This is a genomic window from Pseudomonas sp. LBUM1673, assembly GCF_059695645.1.
The window spans coordinates 3,275,587-3,293,300 of sequence record NZ_CP166780.1 but is presented as its reverse complement, the minus strand read 5'-3'; the positions used below and the strand labels follow the sequence as shown (position 1 = coordinate 3,293,300).

The window sequence follows — 17,714 nt, the reverse complement described above, 5'->3', positions numbered from 1 at the left end:
CTTTCGAACAGGACTGTTGATGCATGCAAAAGTCAAATCTGCCGAATGTGCCTTACGTCGGAGTGCATCCTTAAATAAAAACCTGCTAAGTTGTACGATGACAGATGAGTGTGCGCAGTACATCTGTCGTCCCTGTACTCATAACAACAAGGAAATACCCATGAAAAAAATGAAACTGTTGATCGGTTTTTTGTGCATCTTCAGTGGCTATGTAGCGGCAGCCCCTGCATCGGGAGAGAAGGATGTTGCCGCAGCGGTAGACCATCTGACTCAAGCCATGCTGAACAAAAACATTGCGCAGCTGAATGCGCTCACCGCTGAAAACCTCACCTACGGCCATTCCAGCGGCAAAATCCAGGACAAGAAAGACTTCATCGCCGACATCGAAACCGGCAAAAGCGCTTTCAAGACGCTGGAGATGCAGAACCAGAAAATCACTGTCTCGGGTGATGTAGCGTTGGTCCGCCATCACTTTTCGGCGCAAGCCATCAAGGGGACTGAGCTCGTCCCCACGGAAATCGGAACTTCCAGATCTGGCAGAAACAGAAAGGCAAATGGCTACTGGTAGGACGACAAGCGTTCCGCTTCTGACGTGGCGAGGGGGCTTGCCCCCGTTGGGGTGCGCAGCAGCCCCGGCATTTCAAAGTTAAACCGCATGTAAAGGGTTTACGACTGCTACGCAGTCGAACGGGGGCAAGCCCCCTCGCCACAAGGGTTGTGTGCAAGATGAGGGAGTGTCAGGCGATTGCAATGCAGGATGTGCCGGCCTCTTCGCGAGCAAGCCCGCTCCCACACTGGATTTTCTGTGAGCACATTATTTGTGAACACTGAAGATCCAGTGTGGGAGCGGGCTTGCTCGCGAAGGCGTCTGTCGCTACACCGCTAAATGGTGGCCTTGAACCCCTCCTCCCGCTGCTAAGTTGATCGTTCCTACGCTCGCGTGGGAACGATCAGCACTCAGTCGTCCTCATGCAACTTGATACCGCGTTTATGCAGCAGGTACGGAACCAGCAGCACCAACAGCGTCAGCACCAGGACCGACGCCGCAATCGGTTGCGTCACAAATATCATCCAGTCGCCCTGGCTGATGGACAAGGCATTGCGCAGTTGTTTTTCCGCCATCGGCCCCAACAGCATGCCGACGATCACCGGGGCGACGGGGAAATCGAAACGCCGCATCAATACCCCCGCCCAGCCGATGCCCAGCATCAGAAACAAGTCGAAGGATGAGTGGCGCATGCCGTATACGCCGATGGTGGCAAACACCAGAATGCCGGCGTTCAGGTATGGCCGGGGAATCTGCAAGAGTTTGACCCACAGCCCCACCAACGGAAGATTCAGCACCAGCAGAATGGCGTTGCCGATGTACAAAGAGGCCACCAGCGTCCAGACCAGTTCGCCCGAGGTCTGGAACAGCAGCGGCCCCGGTTGCAGGTTGTAGTTCTGGAACGCGGCCAACAGAATCGCCGCCGTGGCGGAAGTCGGTATGCCCAGCGTCAGTAACGGAACCAGTGAACCGGTAGCGCTCGCGTTGTTGGCTGCCTCCGGCCCGGCGACGCCCTCGATGGCGCCCTCGCCTTTGCTGGCGGCGAACTCTTGCGGGTACTTGCTGAGTTTGCGTTCGGTCGAATAGGACAGGAACGTCGGAATCTCCGCGCCGCCGGCCGGAATGGAGCCAAAGGGGAAACCAATCAGGGTTCCCCTTAGCCACGCGGGGATCGATCGTTTCCAGTCAGCGCGGGTCATCCACAACGAGGTCAAACGATGTCGGCCGGCCGTTTCTTCCTTTTGGTAGAGCACGCCGTACAAGGCCTCACCGACGGCAAACAACCCCACCGCGACGAGCACCACTTCGATGCCATCGACCAACTCGGGCACCGCCAGGGTGTAGCGGGCAATGCCGGAGGTCGAGTCCAGGCCGATCAAGCCGATGGTCAGTCCGATCCCCAACGAAACGAAGCCGCGCAGCATCGACGCACCGAGCACCGCCGACACCGTGGTGAAGGCCAGCACCAGGATCGCGAAATACTCCGCCGGCCCGAACTTCAGCGCCAGCGTGGCAACGAGGGGGGCGAACAGCGTCAGCAAAATCGTCGCAATGGTGCCGGCCACAAATGAACCTATCGCGGCCGTCGCCAAAGCCGGGCCTGCCCGTCCGTTGCGGGCCATGAGGTTGCCTTCCAGGGCCGTGACCATGGAGGACGACTCCCCCGGGGTATTGAGCAGGATCGAGGTGGTGGAGCCGCCAAACTGAGCGCCGTAATAGATACCGGCGAACATGATCAGCGCCCCGGTAGGATCGACCTTGGCGGTAATTGGCAGCAGCAAGGCGACGGTCAGCGCCGGTCCGATTCCCGGCAAAACACCGATCGCGGTGCCCAGCAGGCAGCCAATAAAACCCCACATCAGATTGATTGGTGCCAACGCGGCACCGAAGCCGGTTGCCAGACTCGCGAGAATGTCCACCTTGTCGACCTCCTTCGGCCCGGATCAGATCCAGGCGTTGATCAAGGGCGGAAGGGAAACCCCTAGCCCGGCGGTGAAAAGCCAGTAAATCGGCAAGGTCAGGGCGATGCCGATGGCCAGGTCCCGCACCGGGCTGCGACTGCCAAAGCCCCGTGCAGAACTGGCAAACAGCAGTGCAGCGGCCAATACGAAGCCGATGTAGGTAATGAGCAAGGCAACGCCCACCAGCCCCGCCGTGACCCAGGTTGCGCCGAGCTTGCCGCCGGGCTGAGCCAGGGTGGTCTCGTGGTCGTCGGGTAGGTTGCGAAAACCACCGGTGAGCGCCTGATAGCACATCAACAGACCGACGACGCCCAGAAATGCCGCGACGGCGTAGGGGTAGATGTAGGCCGGCATGATGACGAACCCCATCTCGGCAGGAAACCGCGAGGCGCCGAAAGCCAATACCGCGCTGATGACGACAATACTGACGCCAATCGCCAGTTGGGCCGGCATGACTCTCCAGCGCCCGGCCATCTCAAAGCAGCCCGACCTTGACCAGCATCGCGCGCAGGCGCCCATGTTCTTCTTCGACGAATTTGCCGAAGTCATCCCCGGTCAGAATGCTCGGTGACCAAGCATTGGTTTTTACGTTTTCTTGCCAGACAGTGCTTTTGGTAGCGGTCAGGACGGCTTCCGTCAGTTCTTTGCGCTGTTCAGGCGTCAGGCCCGCTGCGCCGTAAACGCCACGCCAATTGCCGATCGTCACGTCATAGCCGCTTTCTTTGAGGGTCGGCGCATCGATACCTTCAACACGGTTGGGCGCACCGATGGCGAGTAAGCGGAACTGCTTGGACTGGACGTATTTGGCAAGTTCGGCGTAGCCGCCGGTGATCACCGTGATGTGGCCGCCTAGCACCGCGGCGACGACTTCGCCGCCACCTGCGAAGGCAACGTAATTCACCTTGTTGACGGGGACGTCCATTTTGCTCGCCAGTTCGGCGATGCCAATGTGGTCGATTGACCCCTTGGAGCCACCGCCCCATTTGATGCTGGACGGGTTGGCTTTGAAGTCTTTGAGCAAGTCGTCCAGGGTTTTGTACGGGGAGTCGTCACGCACGGCAATCACGTTGTATTCGGTAAACAGCCGGGTGATCGGTGTCACGTCCTTCAAGGTGATTTGCGGTTTGTTCTGCTCGATGGCCGCGACCATGATCGCGCCGACCACGATCAGGGCATTGGCGTCGCCCTTGGTGCCGTTGGCAAATTGCGCCAACCCCAGGGTGCCACCGGCGCCACCCTTGTTCTCGAAGGTGACGGCTTTTGCCGTTTTGGCCTCGACCATGGCTTTGCCCAGGACGCGTGCGGTCTGGTCATAACCACCACCGACCGAACCCGGGGCCATGAACTTGACGGTGTCCAGCGCAAAAACCGGTGATGCGAGCGCGGCGGCGGTAATGAAAACGGCGAGGTTGCTGCTGAATCGACGGGCCAATGCAAACATGAGTCGTCTCCGGATAACTGTTCTTGTTGTTTTCGATCAGGGAGGAGTCCCTGTTGGTTGAGCATGCGTCTGGGAATAAGCGTAGGTCATAGTTGTGATTGTTGGCGTGCTTTCAATGGGGGGCTGCCTAATGCCAGTCAGTTGAGACGCGGAACCTGTGGGAGCGGGCTTGCTCGCGAAAGCGGTGTATCAGGCGACATCAATGTTGACTGTGCCGCCGTCTTCGCGAGCACGCCCGCTCCCACAGGGATTACGTGTTCTACGAAATGGCGGACGGTTGAACTGGCGCTCCAGACGTTGCGGATCGAGCCCGGTGTCGCTGTTGGCCAGCAGCGCCGGCAGTGCCTCTTCCAGGCTGTTCGTGGTGGCCAGCGTCTGTAGCTGTGCCAATCGTTCGGGGCTGCGGCGGTGTCGGGCCGGGGCGAACGGGTCAAGTACCCGGCCACCGCCAAGGGTGCGCTTCGGCGGCATTGCCCCCCATCACCAGAACCAGATTCGCGTTGGCGATATCGGTCCAGTGGTTGGTCATGGCACCACGGCCATACGTCGGGGCAAGACTTGCCACCGTCGGGCCATGTCAGACACGTGCCTGGTTATCGAACCCCAGCATGCCCAGACTGCGAATCACCTTGTGGGTGATGTAACCGGCTTCGTTGGAAGACGCCGATGCCGCGAGGAAACCGGTGGTCAGCCAGCGGTTCACCGTTTGCCCTTGGGTGTTCTTCTCGATGAAGTTGGCGTCGCGGTCGGCCTTCATCAGGTCGGCGATGCGATCCAGCGCTTCATCCCAGGAGATCCGCGTCCACTCGGTGGTGCCGGGCTTGCGCACCTGCGGGTATTGAAGACGGCTGGGGCTGTGAATGAAATCGAGCAGGCCTGCGCCTTTGGGGCAGAGGGTGCCGCGATTGACCGAGTGGTCGGCATCGCCTTCGATGTGGATCGATGCTCTGGGCGACATTCTTTGCGTTGTCACCCTGGCTGTACATGATCAAGCCGCAACCGACCGAGCAGTACGGGCAGGTGTTGCGGGTTTCATGGGTATGGGCGAGCTTGAAAATGACGCACTTGTTCGGCGAAGGCTGGCGTCGGGGCCATGCCCAGCGCGCCGAGGCTTGAGCCCGCAAGGCCGAGACCAGCGACCTTGAAGAACTGACGACGGTTGAGGTCCATCGTGCACTCCTGATCAGGTGGAAACCCGGTGCGTTGGCCGGATTTTTCTGGACGATCACGGTGACGGCAACGGAACTACCGCCACTTTAAACTGTAGACAATGCTGTTTTGTGTTGTGGAAAAACCGACCGTCGGGTAATGCCGCAAGCCAGTCGGACACACCATTAATGTGGGAGCGACCTGTGGCGAGGGGGCTTGCCCCCGTACGGCTGCGAAGCAGTCGTAAACCTGTACATGCGGTTTAACTTTGAAATGCCGGGGGCGCTTCGCACCCCAACGGGGGCAAGCCCCCTCGCCACAGGTCGCTTCCACAGAGGTTGGCGCTTATCATGGCCGCCGGATTAACCCCTGCCTTTATGAGACTGAGCATGACATTCGATTTTGATCAGGTGTTCGACCGCCATGGCACCGGCAGTACCAAATGGAGCCGCTACCCGGCCGACGTGTTGCCGATGTGGGTGGCCGACATGGACTTCGCCGCGCCACCAGCGATCATTCAGGCGCTGCAAAAACGCCTGGAACACCCGATGCTCGGTTACAGCGTGGCTCAGGATGACTTGCGTGACGCCATCGTCGCCGACCTGTGGAACAAGTACGCCTGGCGCGTGCAACCCCAGGAGCTGGTCTTCCTGCCGGGTATCGAGTCGGGGTTCAACATGGCCCTGCATGCGCTGGTTCAGCCGCAGCAGAGCGTGGTCGTGCAGACGCCGAACTACCCGCCGCTGCGCCATGCGCCGGGCCACTGGCAGTTGAACAAGGTCGAGCTGGACTTCGACGCGTTGGCCGATGGTACGTATGCCACGCCACTCGATGCCTTGCGCCAGGCCCTGCAAGGGGGCGGCGCGTTGCTACTGAGCAACCCGCATAACCCGTTGGGCAAAGTCTTCCCCCGGGAAGAACTGCAAGCGGTCGCCGACATTTGCCTGGAGCAGGACGCCTGGATCATCTCCGACGAGATCCACGCCGAGCTGTGCTTCGACGGCCGCGTACACATTCCGACTGCCTCGCTCAGCCCGCAGATCGCCCAGCGCACCATCACCCTGATGTCGGCGAGCAAGGCCTACAACATCGCTGGCTTGAAGACTTCGTTCATGATCATTCAGGACCCGGCGCTACGCCATCGGGTCAACAGCGCCCGCTGCGGCATGGTCGACAGCGTCAACCCGCTGGGCCTGGAAGCCACCCGCGTCGCCTACAGCGAAGGCGGCCCATGGCTGACCGAGCTCATGGCCTACCTGCAAAGCAATCGGGATTATCTGGTGGAGGCGGTTCGCACGCGGTTGCCGGGTGTGACCATGAACGTACCCCAGGGCACTTATCTGGCGTGGCTCGATTGCACGGCGCTGGGGCTGGACAACCCGCAGCAATTCTTCCTTGAACAGGCCAAGGTCGGGCTGAGCGCCGGGCTGGATTTCGGCGATAACGCCCGGCAATTCGTGCGCTTGAACTTCGGCTGCCCACGGGCGCTGCTGGAGGAAGGGATCGCACGGATGGAGCGTAGTTTGCGGAATCGTCAGGCCTGATTCCACACAGACTCAATGACACAACACATACCCTGTGGGAGCGGGCTTGCCCGCGATGGCGATCCGTCAGGAAAATTGATGTCGCCTGACACTCCGCCATCGCGGGCAAGCCCGCTCCCACAAGGGATTCAGGCGATTTGAAAGTTTTAGTAGCCAGCGGAAATCCAACCTAACTCAAGGCAAAAGACCGGGGTCAACCCTCAACGAGCGCTCGTGGCGTTTGGGTCTTTTGCTTTTGAACAGAGGAAATTTCCCGATGACTGACTATCCAAAACCACCCTTCCTGAAACAAAGCCAGCCAGTCCCCGGGTCCCAAACGAAAATGGACCCTTACCCTGATTGTGGCGAGCAGAGCTACAAAGGTTCGGGGCGGCTGGAGGGCAAGATTGCCCTGATCACCGGAGCCGACAGCGGCATCGGCCGTGCGGTGGCGATTGCTTTCGCCCGGGAAGGCGCGGATGTCGTGGTTGCCTACCTGAATGAAACTGAAGATGCACAGGAAACTGCGCGCTGGATCGAACAGGCCGGTCGTCAATGCCTGCTGCTGCCCGGCGATCTAGCGCACAAAGCGCACTGTCAGGCGCTGGTGGACAAGACGGTCGAACGCTTTGGCCGGATCGATATTCTGGTCAACAACGCCGCGTTCCAGATGACCCACGAAAACCTCGAGGACATCCCGGACGAAGAATGGGTGATGACCTTCGATGTGAACGTCACGGCCATGTTCAGGCTGTGTCAGGCCGCGTTGAAGCACATGAAGCCCGGTAGTTCGATCATCAACACCACTTCGATCAACTCCGACATGCCCAAGCCGACATTGCTGGCCTACGCGACCACCAAGGGCGCGATTGCCAACTTTACCGCCGGCCTGGCGCAGTTGCTTGGGCCGAAGAACATTCGGGTGAACAGCGTGGCGCCGGGGCCGATCTGGACGCCGCTGATCGTCTCGACCATGCCCGAGGAAGACGTGCAAAACTTCAGGGCGCAAACCCCGCTCGGCCGTCCCGGTCAGCCGGGGGAAGTCGCACCGATCTATGTGCTGCTGGCCTCGGATGAAGCCAGTTACATCACCGGGCAACGGTATGGCGTTACGGGCGGCAAGCCGATGCTCTGATGCAGCTGGCGTGGCCTGCGTGCGGTCTGTAGCAGCTGCCGAGCCTGCGAGGCTGCGCAGCAGTCGTAAATCCTGAATGCACGGTTTTTGCTCAAACACCGCGGCGGATGGGTTGGCGGGGCTATCGAGCAATGCCCCCAAGGCCATTTCGCGAGCGACTTCGCAACTGGTCAGGTTGAAGGTTTTGATCGTATCGGGGCTGACCTTGAGCAACCGTTGCTTCGCTTCGGGGGAATAAACCACGTAGCCGCTCTCGATCAGGTCTCCACTGCCCGGCACTTCGGCCAGCAAGGTCACAATCTTTCCGGCGGTACAGGACTCGGCAGTCGTCAGTCGCAAGTCGTGCTGCCGCAAATATTCGACGACGCTTTGGCTGACATTCATGACAAGGCATCCAGGCAAGGGGAACTGCTCGGTTGACCTTCGCCGCTTGCAAACATTCCCTCCGGCAGACCGCCCTCGGCGCACCCGATAAAAAATGAACCCCTGGCCATGGATGCACCTCAATACTTTCAGGGGCTCCTATGCCGGGCCGCTCGCTATCTGGCACACCTCCGAGAACCGGGTATGAGTTTCATCGTATGGATGGCGGTGCTGGGTGCGGTGCTGTTGACCCTGGCACTGACCTCGTCTTATCTGCGCTGGATGCCGGTGACCACGTCGGCGGTGTGTCTGGTATTGGGCGTGGCAATCGGTCCGGCAGGCCTGGGCTTGCTGAAACTGGACATCAAGGACGCGGCGTTCTGGATGGAGCACCTGACGGAAGTCGCGGTGCTCTTTTCACTGTTTGTCTGCGGACTCAAATTGCGCCTGCCCCTCAAGGATCGACAATGGCGGGTGGCGTTCGGCCTGGCAGGACCGGTGATGGTCTTGACCATCATTGGCGTCTGCCTGCTGCTGCATTATGGTTTTGCCCTGGCCTGGGGGCCGTCTCTGCTGATCGGGGCGATTCTGGCACCCACCGATCCGGTACTGGCCTCGCTGGTGCAGGTCAACGACGCCAGGGATTACGATTCGGTGCGCTTCGGGCTCTCCGGCGAGGCGGGCCTCAACGATGGCATCGCCTTCCCCTTCGTGATTCTCGGCTTGTTGTTTGTGCAACAGAGCGGCGGGACCGACGCCTGGCTCGGTGAGTGGGCATTGAAAAGTGTGCTGTGGGCTGTGCCTGTCGGTTTGCTCACCGGTTACTGGATGGGCCATGGCATCGGTCGGTTGACCTTATTGATGCGTATCAGGAATGCCGACAGCACCGTCTCCCCCAATGACTATCTGACCCTGGCCCTGATCGCGCTGGCTTACGTCGTGGCCGAGGAGATTCATGGCTATGGCTTTCTGTCGGTATTCGCCGCCGGCCTCGGGTTGCGGCAGGCCGAAGTCAAATCCACCGGAGATGCGCCAATGCCTGCCGAGCAACTGGTGCAACCGGTGGTCGGTCACCAGAACGTCGAACCTGAGGCCGCTGTTCACGGCGACGTGGCGAATCTGCAGGAAACCCAAGTGGCGGCCGGCATCATGATGGGCGACATGCTCGCCTTCGGTAGCCTGGTGGAACGCGCCATGGAAGTGTTTCTGGTAACCCTGCTAGGCGTAGTGCTGGTGGGGCACTGGGACTGGCGAGCGTTGGTGATTGCACTGGTGCTGTTCTGTGCCATTCGTCCCTTGAGTGTATGCCTCATGCCGTGGGGACGCTTGCTGGATGGCCGGCAGCGGCTGTTGATCGGTTGGTTCGGGATTCGCGGCATCGGCAGCTTTTATTACCTGTTCTATGCCTTGAACCATGACCTCGCTCCGTCGGCGGCAACGCTGTGCACCGACCTGACGTTGTCGGTGGTGGCGCTCAGCATTCTGGCGCATGGCGTCAGTACTCAACCGATGCTTGCCCGTTATGAGCAGCGCAATCGGCAAGACGTCTGACCTGCCCCCTCGGCGAAGCCATTCCTTCGCTCAACCTGCACTGAGCAGCCACCCAGATTCATGCAAGCTGCACGATGAGCGCTGCCTCATACCAATAGTAACCGGCTGTTTTTAATTGATTTTTCTTGAACCTTGAAACAGGCACGAGAAATGCTCCAGCAGTGTGAGCGACAACGGCAGGAAGACCGTTTGAGCCTGATCCGTGACTAAACAAGAGGTTCGACCATGAACGCCATTGACCTGTTGAAAACCGACCATGAACGCGTAAAAGGCATCCTGGCCCAGTTGAGTGAATCTACCGAACGTGGTGCGAAAAAGCGCACCGAGCTGCTTGCCAAGCTGGAAATGGAGATATCGATCCATACCCGACTGGAAGAAGAAGTCTTGTATCCGGCGTATAAAAAGGCCGGAGGCAAGGAACAGGGCGTGATGTATTACGAAGCCAAGGAAGAACATCGCACCGTCGATACGCTGGTGCTTCCTGACCTGAAAACCACCGATCCCGCTACCCTCGAATTTTCCGGCCGAGTGAAAGTGCTCAAGGAGCTGCTGGAACATCACATTGAAGAAGAGGAAAAGGAAATGTTTCCTCAGGCCAAAAAGCTGCTGGGCAAAGCGACGCTCGACGAGTTGGGTGCAGAAATGGAAAGCCTGAAAGCCCGATACAAAAAAGAGTTGGGTGCGCCCAACCTCGCTGCTTGATGGGGGGGTTAATGCCAGTCAGTTAAGCGAGCAAACCGCTTTTCGTAGGAGCCAGGCTTGCCGGCGAAAGCGCTCATAAGGACGCCTTCGCCGGCAAGCCTGGCTCCTACATGTCCGATTTGGGCGACTGTCACTTCATCGCCAGGGCAATGATCTCCACCAGATTGAGTTGGGTAAAGGGCTTGGACAGACGCGGGAGTCTGGCCTCAAAGCCTTCCAGACGCTCGGCGTAACCGGTGGCGAGGATGATTGGCAGGTGTGGTTTTATGGCTCGGATAGCCTGCGCCAGTTGCGCACCACTCATTTTGGGCATGACCATATCCGTAATCACCAGGTCAATGCCGCGCTCGCTGTCGAACAGCTCCAGCGCCTGCGCACCGGACGCCGCACTGATCACCCGATGGCCGAGGTCCTCGAGCAACAGGCTGGTGCTGGTCAATACCAGGCTGTCGTCGTCCACGACCAACACACACAGACGAGGCACCCGCGACACAGCCATCTCCTCGATAGCGATTTCGGTGGTCGAGCCGGCGACTGCGACGGGTATCCAGAGCTCGGCCGTGGTACCGGCATCCTTACGGCTTTTCAGAATGAAGCGCCCACCCAGTTGCTCAATAAACCCATGGACCATCGACAACCCCAGCCCAGTGCCTTTGCCGACGCCTTTTGTGGTGAAGAAAGGGTCCATTGCCGATGCCAGGGTAGCGTCATCCATGCCCTCCCCCGTATCCGTGACACTCAGGCAGACATAACGGCCTGACGCCAGGGATAACCTCGTCTGATCCTGGACCTCCTCTGTGTGGGCGCTGATGACGAGTTTTCCGCCGTTGGGCATTGCGTCGCGGGCGTTGGTTGCCAGATTCAGTACCGCAAGCTCGAGCTGATTGACGTCGGCCATGACAGGTTCGAGTTCGGGCGCAAAGCGGGTTTCTATGCTCACCGAAGGCCCAAGGGCACTGCGTAACAATCCGGCAATCCCCTGCACCAGCGTTGGTATTTCGACCGATTCGGTCTTTAGCTCCTGACGCCTGGCAAATGCCAGCATGCGTTGGGTCAGGGAGACGCCTCGCAAGGCACCTTGAGTGGCGTTGTCGAGCAAGCGGGTAATTCTTGGGTCGTCCGCCGCACGTTTGCGAATGATTTCCAGATTGCCGAGGATAACGGTCAGCAGATTATTGAAGTCGTGGGCAATCCCCCCGCTGAGCTGGCCGATGGCCTGTATTTTCTGCGCTTGAAACAACGCTTCGCGGGTTTTCTCAAGGGCCTGCTGGGCTTGTGTTACTTCGGTGATGTCCCGGGTGATCTTGGCAAATCCCAGCAACGTGCCGGTTTCTCCCCAAATCGGGTCGACCACGACATGTGCCAGAAACCGCGTACCGTCCTTGCGCACACGCCAGGCCTTGTTTTCGAATCGCCCCTCGCGTGTAGCGATCTCCAGCGCACGCTGGGGTTCACCGGCTTCACGATCTTCGGGGGTGTAAAACATCGAGAAATGTTGGCCGATGACTTCTTCGGGCCGGTAGCCCTTGATCCGCTGAGCCCCCAGATTCCAGTTGGTCAGGCATCCATCCGGGGCGAGCATGTAAATGGCATAGTCGGTGACGCTTTGCACCAACAGCCGAAACTGCTGCTCGCTTTGTTTGAGGGTTTCTTCGGCCATTTTGCGGTCGGTCAAATCCCGGGTGATCTTGGCAAAACCCAGCAAGTTTCCCGATGGATCCATAATGGGGTCGATGATGACGTGGGACCAGAAATGCGTGCCATCCTTGCGAACCCGCCAGCCTTCGCCCTCGAAACGCCCTTCGCGAATGGCGGTGTCAAGGGCTCGCCGGGGCAGACCGGCCTTGCGATCCTCTTCGGTATAGAACCGCGAGAAATGCTGGCCGAGAATTTCTGCCTCCTCATACCCTTTGAAACGCTTGGCGCCAGAGTTCCAACTGGTGATGATGCCGTCGGGGTCAATCATGTAGATCGCGTAGTCGACCACCGCATCAATCAGCAGACGAAAGCGCATCTCTTCAATGGCATTGTCCTTGGTCCGGTCATCGCTCATGGATCCCTGTCCTTATTGTCGTTCTTCTGGAATATGCGACAAACCGCACGCCTGGAAATTCAAAAAACCAATACGTTGGTGTGCCGCATGGCGCGACGGATTATCGATACACGTATTTGACGATATAGGCGTACAGATCGTTGTAGACAAAGTCAGGGACATGTTCAGCGTCGGTTTGGGTCTTGAGCAGTGCCAGGTGACACTCTTTTATCATTTCGTCACGATCACTCATGGTGTAGATGTGATTGTTGGTGATGGTCCCATAAGCACTGTATGTATAAAGCGCCGTTGTTCCTGTGATGGTCAATGTCCCATCGGCGGCTTTGGTATAAGTGCTTTGAGCGCGCAAGGTCCGCTCCTTCAATGCCCCGAGCCCGCGTTCATACAAAGTAATTTGCGAGCCGCTGACCGCTTTGGCAGCTGTCTCGCACGCCAGAATGATCGCCTGCGCGTTACTCATGCTGGCATCCAGCATCGACACAGTGACAAACCTTTCCATTTCCTGTTTTCCCAGGCTCTGGAGTGCCCTTTTGATGCTCGATGCATGAGCGAACTCTTGATTGCAGGCGACGATATGGGTCTCGAACTGGTACCCGGCTGCCGTCGCCGTCGGTGGAAAAGCAGCGAAGTCGATGCTGTCGAAGGCACACTCCATGATGATGTTGTATTTGCATTTAAACGCCTCGACGAAGATTTTCGTGCAGACATCCCGGACAAAAGCCTCCGTATGCTCATAAGCGTGCAAGACACCGAGTTTGATCATCTCTGCGTATTGAGGGTGCTTTTTTCGGTAGTCGGGCAGGTACAGACGAACATAATTGTCGTAGCGTTTGGAGGGCAGAAAGTTTTTTTCCAGCAGATAAGTTTTACCGGACCCTTGCAGTCCGGCAACGATGAGCATTTTTGGGGTTGTCTCGGCGGTGATGTTGGTGAACAGCGTCGCAGTGATTCCAGTGAATGCTGCAGTGACCTGCTCTGGGGTGTAAGCGTAATTCGGCGCTTGTGACATACCTTGATTTCCTTATCAAAGATTTGCTTGGAAGTTGATTGCTGCCCTTTGAATAAAGCGGTGTTTCGTTGTTTGTTCAAACGGGCGTGTATTTCAAGATATGTTGCTGTTTTATAAGGTAAAAACTCCTACACAACAGAGGGAAAATGCGTCGACTCAACTGACCACCAGCGCGGCAGCAATTGCTTGACCTTGCTCTCGCCAAACCGGTCATCGATCAGCATCACCACCCCTTGATCCTGCCGGGTACGAATCACCCGCCCTGCCGCTTGCACCACTTTCTGCACACCCGGAAACAGATAGGTGTAGTCATAACCAGCCCCGAAAATCGCCGCCATGCGCTGTTTCAGCTGTTCGTTGACCGGATTGAGTTGCGCCAGCCCTAAAGTGGCAATAAATGCGCCAATGAGCCGTGCGCCGGGCAAATCGATTCCTTCGCCAAATGCTCCACCCAGCACCGCAAACCCGATGCCCTGACTGTCGGCGGTGAATTGATCGAGAAAATCCTGACGCTGCGCTTCTCCCATTCCCCGGGACTGCGACCACAGCGTGATAGTCGGATGCCGCTCGGCCAGCAACTGCGCCACTTGCTGCAAATAGTCGAAGCTGCTGAAAAACGCCAGGTAGTTGCCGGGGCGCTGGGTGAACTGTTTGGCGATCAACTCGACGATGGGCTCAAGGGAGGCCTGACGGTGGACATAGCGGGTCGAGATCTGGCTAACGATGTGCACTTGCAACTGATTGGCGTGAAACGGCGATTCCACATCTATCCACACCGTGTTCGCCGGCGTTCCCAGCAAATCGGTGTAGTAATGCCGAGGGCTCAAGGTAGCGGAAAACAGCACGGTGCTGCGCGCAGCAGTCAGGCGCGGGCGAATGAAACCGGCGGGCACCACGTTACGCAGGCACAGCTGCGACAAGTTGCGCTTGCGCTCGAGGTCGCGTTTGCTGATATCGAACAGGAAGTGCTCATCGAACAGTTCAGCCACGCGGCCGAATTGCAGCATGTCGAAGTAAAAATTCTGCAACCCGCTGTCCAGGCCTTGGGGATGATCGTTCAGATAGTCGCCGATGCTCGCGCAGCATAAGGACAGCGCCTGAAGCAGTTTTTCCGGGGCTTTGTCGTAGGCTTGATACGGGGCGGATTGCTGATCATGCAGGGCATTCCATTCACGATTGACCCGCTGCAAGGATTTCTTCAACGCCTCAGGCGCGGTTTTTCGCACGCTGTTCAATGTCACCTGGTCAAGGCTGGCGCTGTACATCTGCCGGCCACGCTCCACCAGATTGTGGGCTTCGTCCACCAGCACCGCGACTTTCCAGTTGTTGGCCTGAGCCAGCCCGAACAGCAACGCACTGAAGTCGAAATAGTAGTTGTAGTCGGCAACCACCACGTCCGCCCAACGGGCCATTTCCTGGCTCAGGTAATAGGGACAAACCTCATGCTGCAGGGCAACCTCGCGCAATGCACTCTGGTTCAGCAGATTCAGTTCGCTGGCGGCCTGACGCGCGGCCGGCAGACGATCATAAAACCCCTGGGCCAACGGACAAGACTCGCCATGACAGGCCTTGTCCGGGTGCTCGCAAGCCTTGTCCCGGGCGATCATCTCGAGGATTCGCAGGGGTGGAGCATCGGCGCTGTCGAGGATGACCTGAGCCGCGTCCAGCGCCAACTTTCGCCCCGGGGTTTTCGCCGTGAGGAAAAACACCTTGTCCAGTTGCTGCGGCGCCAGGGCCTTGAGCATCGGGAACAGTGTGCCAACGGTCTTGCCGATACCCGTCGGCGCCTGGGCCATCAGGCAGCGACCGGTGCTCACAGCCTTGAACACCGATTCGGCCAGATACCGTTGCCCCGGGCGAAAATCGGCATGGGGAAATGCCAGCTGTTGTGCCGCCAGATTGCGCCCTTCGCGATGGGCCATTTCCTGCTCGGCCCAGTGCAGGAACAACCCGCAATGGTGTTCGAAAAACAGCTGTAATTCGGCGGCGCTGAAGGCCTCGACCAGACAGGTTTCCTTTTCGCTGACGATGTCGAAGTACACCAGCGCCAGATTGATGCGTTCCAGCTGCAATTTCTGGCACATCAACCCGCCGTAGATCTTCGCCTGAGCCCAATGCAGCTGCCGGTGGTTGGCCGGTTGTTTGCTCAGGTCGCCACGGTAGGTTTTGACTTCTTCGAGGCAGTTTTGCGCCGGATCGTAGCCATCCGCCCGACCTTTAACGGTCAAGGTTCGATACTGGCCCTCAAGCGCGACTTCATTCTGGTAACCCTCGCTACGCCGTGACGCTACGGTACGATGGCCGACGATGCCTTCCAGTGCGGTCGGCGACGGCGTGAAACGCAGGTCGAGATCACCGACCTTGGCGGTGAATTCACACAGCGCCCGCACCGCAATGCTGTAGCTCACGCGCCCTGCTCCGCCCATTGCACGTAGCAGACGGCGATCGGCATCTGGTGCTCGTGACAGAACTCCAGCCAGCGCACCTGATTGTCTTGCAGGCGATCGCCGGGGCCTTTGACTTCGATCATCCGGTAGGTTTTGTGTTGCGGCCAGAACTGGATCAAGTCCGGCATGCCGGCGCGATTGGCCTTGATGTCGAGCAACAGTCGATTGAACCAGTGTTTGAGGTGTTCGGCGGGCAGGCAGGCGAGCGCCTGCTCCAGCAGCTCCTCGCTCAGCGCCCCCCAGAATACGAACGGCGACTGCACGCCCCACTTGGCGATGTAACGCTCGCGGACTGTTTGCACATAACGCCCGTCATCGAGTTCAGCGAGGCAGGCCTGGAACAGTTCCGCGCGCCGCGCATGAAAATCTTCGTTGAGCAGGTCTACCGGCCCGCGCTGGAACGGGTGAAAAAACGCCCCCGGCAACGGCGCGAAGATCGCCGGCCAGCACAGCAACCCGAACAGTGAGTTGATCAGGCTGTTCTCGACGTAATGCACCGGTGCCGAGTCGTCCGTCAGGTGAGCCTGAACGTAATACTCCACTGATAACGCCGGATCGTGCCTGGGCAGTTGCAGGTCCAGGCGCTGCATGGCCCGAGGGGCTGGCCGCTTGATCGGCGGCCCGCCCAGTTTGCGCCGCAGTCTGGGCAGCACACGCAACAAATGCTGATGCTCGGTGGCGCTTTCAGGGGCCTGCTCGGCGTGGGCGGCCAGGTCCATGGCCAGTGGGTATTCACCACAGCGCTCCAGCACGCGAATCAACCGCAGACGCGCACCAGGGTAGGCGCAAGCGCGGTAGAGGCTCAGGGCGGTGGAAAAATCCGCGAGGCGCTCGCAATGCTGAGCGATCTGGAACAGCAACTTGCCCCGGCGTCTTTGCAGCCAGGGATTGTCGAGTTCCAGCCCGTTGATCTGCTCCACAATCGCCGCCACGTCTTCACCGGCCTCGAAACGCTGCTGGCAGGTGTACAGGAACAGGCAGGCGTCGACGTCCTCGCGCCTGCGCAAGCCTCGGGACTCGGCGCAGAACTCGACTTTTTCGTAGGTAAAGATACCCAGGTCAGCCAGCACGAATTCCGACCAGTCCTGGTAAAGGTTGCCGAAGAACATCAACCGCAGCCGGTCGCACAGGCCCATGACGGTCAGGCTGAACAACCGGTCATTGAGTGACGGACACCACTGGGCAAAACTTTGCGCTTCGGGAAATTGCTCGCTCAGGGCCGGCAGCCAATCGCTCTTTTTACCTTTCGGCTGATCGATGGCGCCGCCAAAACACTGGAGAATCTCGGCCTTGAGCAACACCTCGAACACGTCCTCGATGTGCAATGGCGCCTGCTCGTCGATCCAGCCCGATGCCAATAGCGGCGCCGCAGCGCTGGCGATGTCGCCGATCTCGATGTAACTCAGTTTGCCAGCCCTGAAATGCACGCCCTTGCGCATCACCATTCTGACCAGCAGGGCCTGGGACTCGCGGGGCAGTCGATTGAAATCGCGGATGAAGTCCTGTTCTTCGATACTGAGTACATCGGCATAGCGATGCTCAAGCCAATCAATCACTTGCATGAAGTTTTTCAAGTAATAGAACGGGTCATCGAGAGGGTTTACAGTCACGGGCAAAAGGGCCATTGGCAAGTAAATACTGGTTATGCGTACAGATACCAGCTATGCCCCGCCCGGTGCAAATGGAAAAAGATCAGTGGCGACGCTATTCGGAAATTTTCGGGTGACCGTCGAACTTTCTGCCATTCCATCGCACCAACCGCGGTAGAGACACAGTGACGATTGATCTCGAGCGAGGTGTTCGCGCTGTTTTTATTGAGTGATGTGAGGTGTT

At 58.7% G+C, this 17,714-nt stretch carries 11 protein-coding genes and 4 pseudogenes; 5 read left to right on the top strand and 10 right to left on the bottom strand.

All coding sequences use genetic code 11. The annotated features are described in order from the left end of the window. Positions 1 to 160 precede the first annotated feature (160 nt). Positions 161 to 591 (top strand): annotated as a pseudogene (locus ACA044_RS15130) (nuclear transport factor 2 family protein). A gap of 366 nt (positions 592 to 957) precedes the next feature. On the opposite strand, the gene ACA044_RS15125 reads toward ACA044_RS15130, so the two are convergent. From ACA044_RS15125 to ACA044_RS15105, 5 genes and pseudogenes are all read right to left on the bottom strand, one after another. Then, positions 958 to 2,466: a tripartite tricarboxylate transporter permease gene (locus tag ACA044_RS15125; protein WP_497447064.1), complete on the bottom strand. Its 1,509-nt coding sequence runs from the start codon at positions 2,464 to 2,466 to the stop codon at positions 958 to 960. 24 nt (positions 2,467 to 2,490) lie between these two features. Then, positions 2,491 to 2,982, bottom strand: a complete 492-nt coding sequence (locus ACA044_RS15120; RefSeq protein ID WP_497447063.1) for a tripartite tricarboxylate transporter TctB family protein — start codon at positions 2,980 to 2,982, stop codon at positions 2,491 to 2,493. 1 nt (position 2,983) lies between these two features. Further along, positions 2,984 to 3,949: a tripartite tricarboxylate transporter substrate binding protein gene (locus ACA044_RS15115; RefSeq protein WP_497447062.1), complete on the bottom strand. Its 966-nt coding sequence runs from the start codon at positions 3,947 to 3,949 to the stop codon at positions 2,984 to 2,986. A gap of 270 nt (positions 3,950 to 4,219) precedes the next feature. After that, positions 4,220 to 4,411: pseudogene (locus ACA044_RS15110) on the bottom strand (selenocysteine-specific translation elongation factor); the annotation flags it as partial. Continuing rightward, positions 4,392 to 5,119, bottom strand: a pseudogene (locus ACA044_RS15105) (molybdopterin-dependent oxidoreductase); the annotation flags it as partial. The pseudogenes ACA044_RS15110 and ACA044_RS15105, both read right to left, overlap by 20 nt. A gap of 368 nt (positions 5,120 to 5,487) precedes the next feature. Between ACA044_RS15105 and ACA044_RS15100 the strand changes: the two are divergent. Together ACA044_RS15100 and ACA044_RS15095 are read left to right on the top strand one after the other, a co-directional pair. Further along, the gene (locus ACA044_RS15100) at positions 5,488 to 6,642 is read left to right on the top strand and encodes a MalY/PatB family protein (protein WP_497447061.1); all 1,155 of its coding nucleotides are present in this window, start codon (positions 5,488 to 5,490) and stop codon (positions 6,640 to 6,642) included. 256 nt (positions 6,643 to 6,898) lie between these two features. After that, a complete protein-coding gene (locus ACA044_RS15095; protein ID WP_497447060.1) occupies positions 6,899 to 7,756 on the top strand; it encodes an SDR family oxidoreductase in 858 nt (285 codons plus the stop codon). 99 nt (positions 7,757 to 7,855) lie between these two features. On the opposite strand, the pseudogene ACA044_RS15090 reads toward ACA044_RS15095, so the two are convergent. Further along, positions 7,856 to 8,140 (bottom strand): annotated as a pseudogene (locus tag ACA044_RS15090) (CinA family protein); the annotation flags it as partial. A 183-nt stretch (positions 8,141 to 8,323) separates the two neighbouring features. Between ACA044_RS15090 and ACA044_RS15085 the strand changes: the two are divergent. Continuing rightward, positions 8,324 to 9,670: a cation:proton antiporter gene (locus ACA044_RS15085; protein ID WP_497447059.1), complete on the top strand. Its 1,347-nt coding sequence runs from the start codon at positions 8,324 to 8,326 to the stop codon at positions 9,668 to 9,670. A 225-nt stretch (positions 9,671 to 9,895) separates the two neighbouring features. Further along, a complete protein-coding gene (locus ACA044_RS15080) occupies positions 9,896 to 10,372 on the top strand; it encodes a PA2171 family ribosome-binding persister protein (RefSeq protein ID WP_497447058.1) in 477 nt (158 codons plus the stop codon). A 130-nt stretch (positions 10,373 to 10,502) separates the two neighbouring features. On the opposite strand, the gene ACA044_RS15075 is transcribed toward ACA044_RS15080, so the two are convergent. From ACA044_RS15075 to ACA044_RS15060, 4 genes are all read right to left on the bottom strand, one after another. Further along, on the bottom strand, positions 10,503 to 12,425 hold the full coding sequence (locus tag ACA044_RS15075) for a hybrid sensor histidine kinase/response regulator (RefSeq protein ID WP_497447057.1): 1,923 nt from the start codon (positions 12,423 to 12,425) through the stop codon (positions 10,503 to 10,505). Positions 12,426 to 12,525: 100 nt separating this feature from the next. Beyond that, complete coding sequence (locus ACA044_RS15070) at positions 12,526 to 13,434, bottom strand: zeta toxin family protein (protein WP_497447056.1); 909 nt, start codon at positions 13,432 to 13,434, stop codon at positions 12,526 to 12,528. 128 nt (positions 13,435 to 13,562) lie between these two features. Next, positions 13,563 to 15,842, bottom strand: a complete 2,280-nt coding sequence (locus ACA044_RS15065; RefSeq protein WP_497447055.1) for an ATP-dependent DNA helicase — start codon at positions 15,840 to 15,842, stop codon at positions 13,563 to 13,565. Next, complete coding sequence (locus tag ACA044_RS15060; protein WP_497447054.1) at positions 15,839 to 17,506, bottom strand: VRR-NUC domain-containing protein; 1,668 nt, start codon at positions 17,504 to 17,506, stop codon at positions 15,839 to 15,841. Before ACA044_RS15060 ends, ACA044_RS15065 begins: the two co-directional genes overlap by 4 nt. Positions 17,507 to 17,714 lie beyond the last annotated feature (208 nt).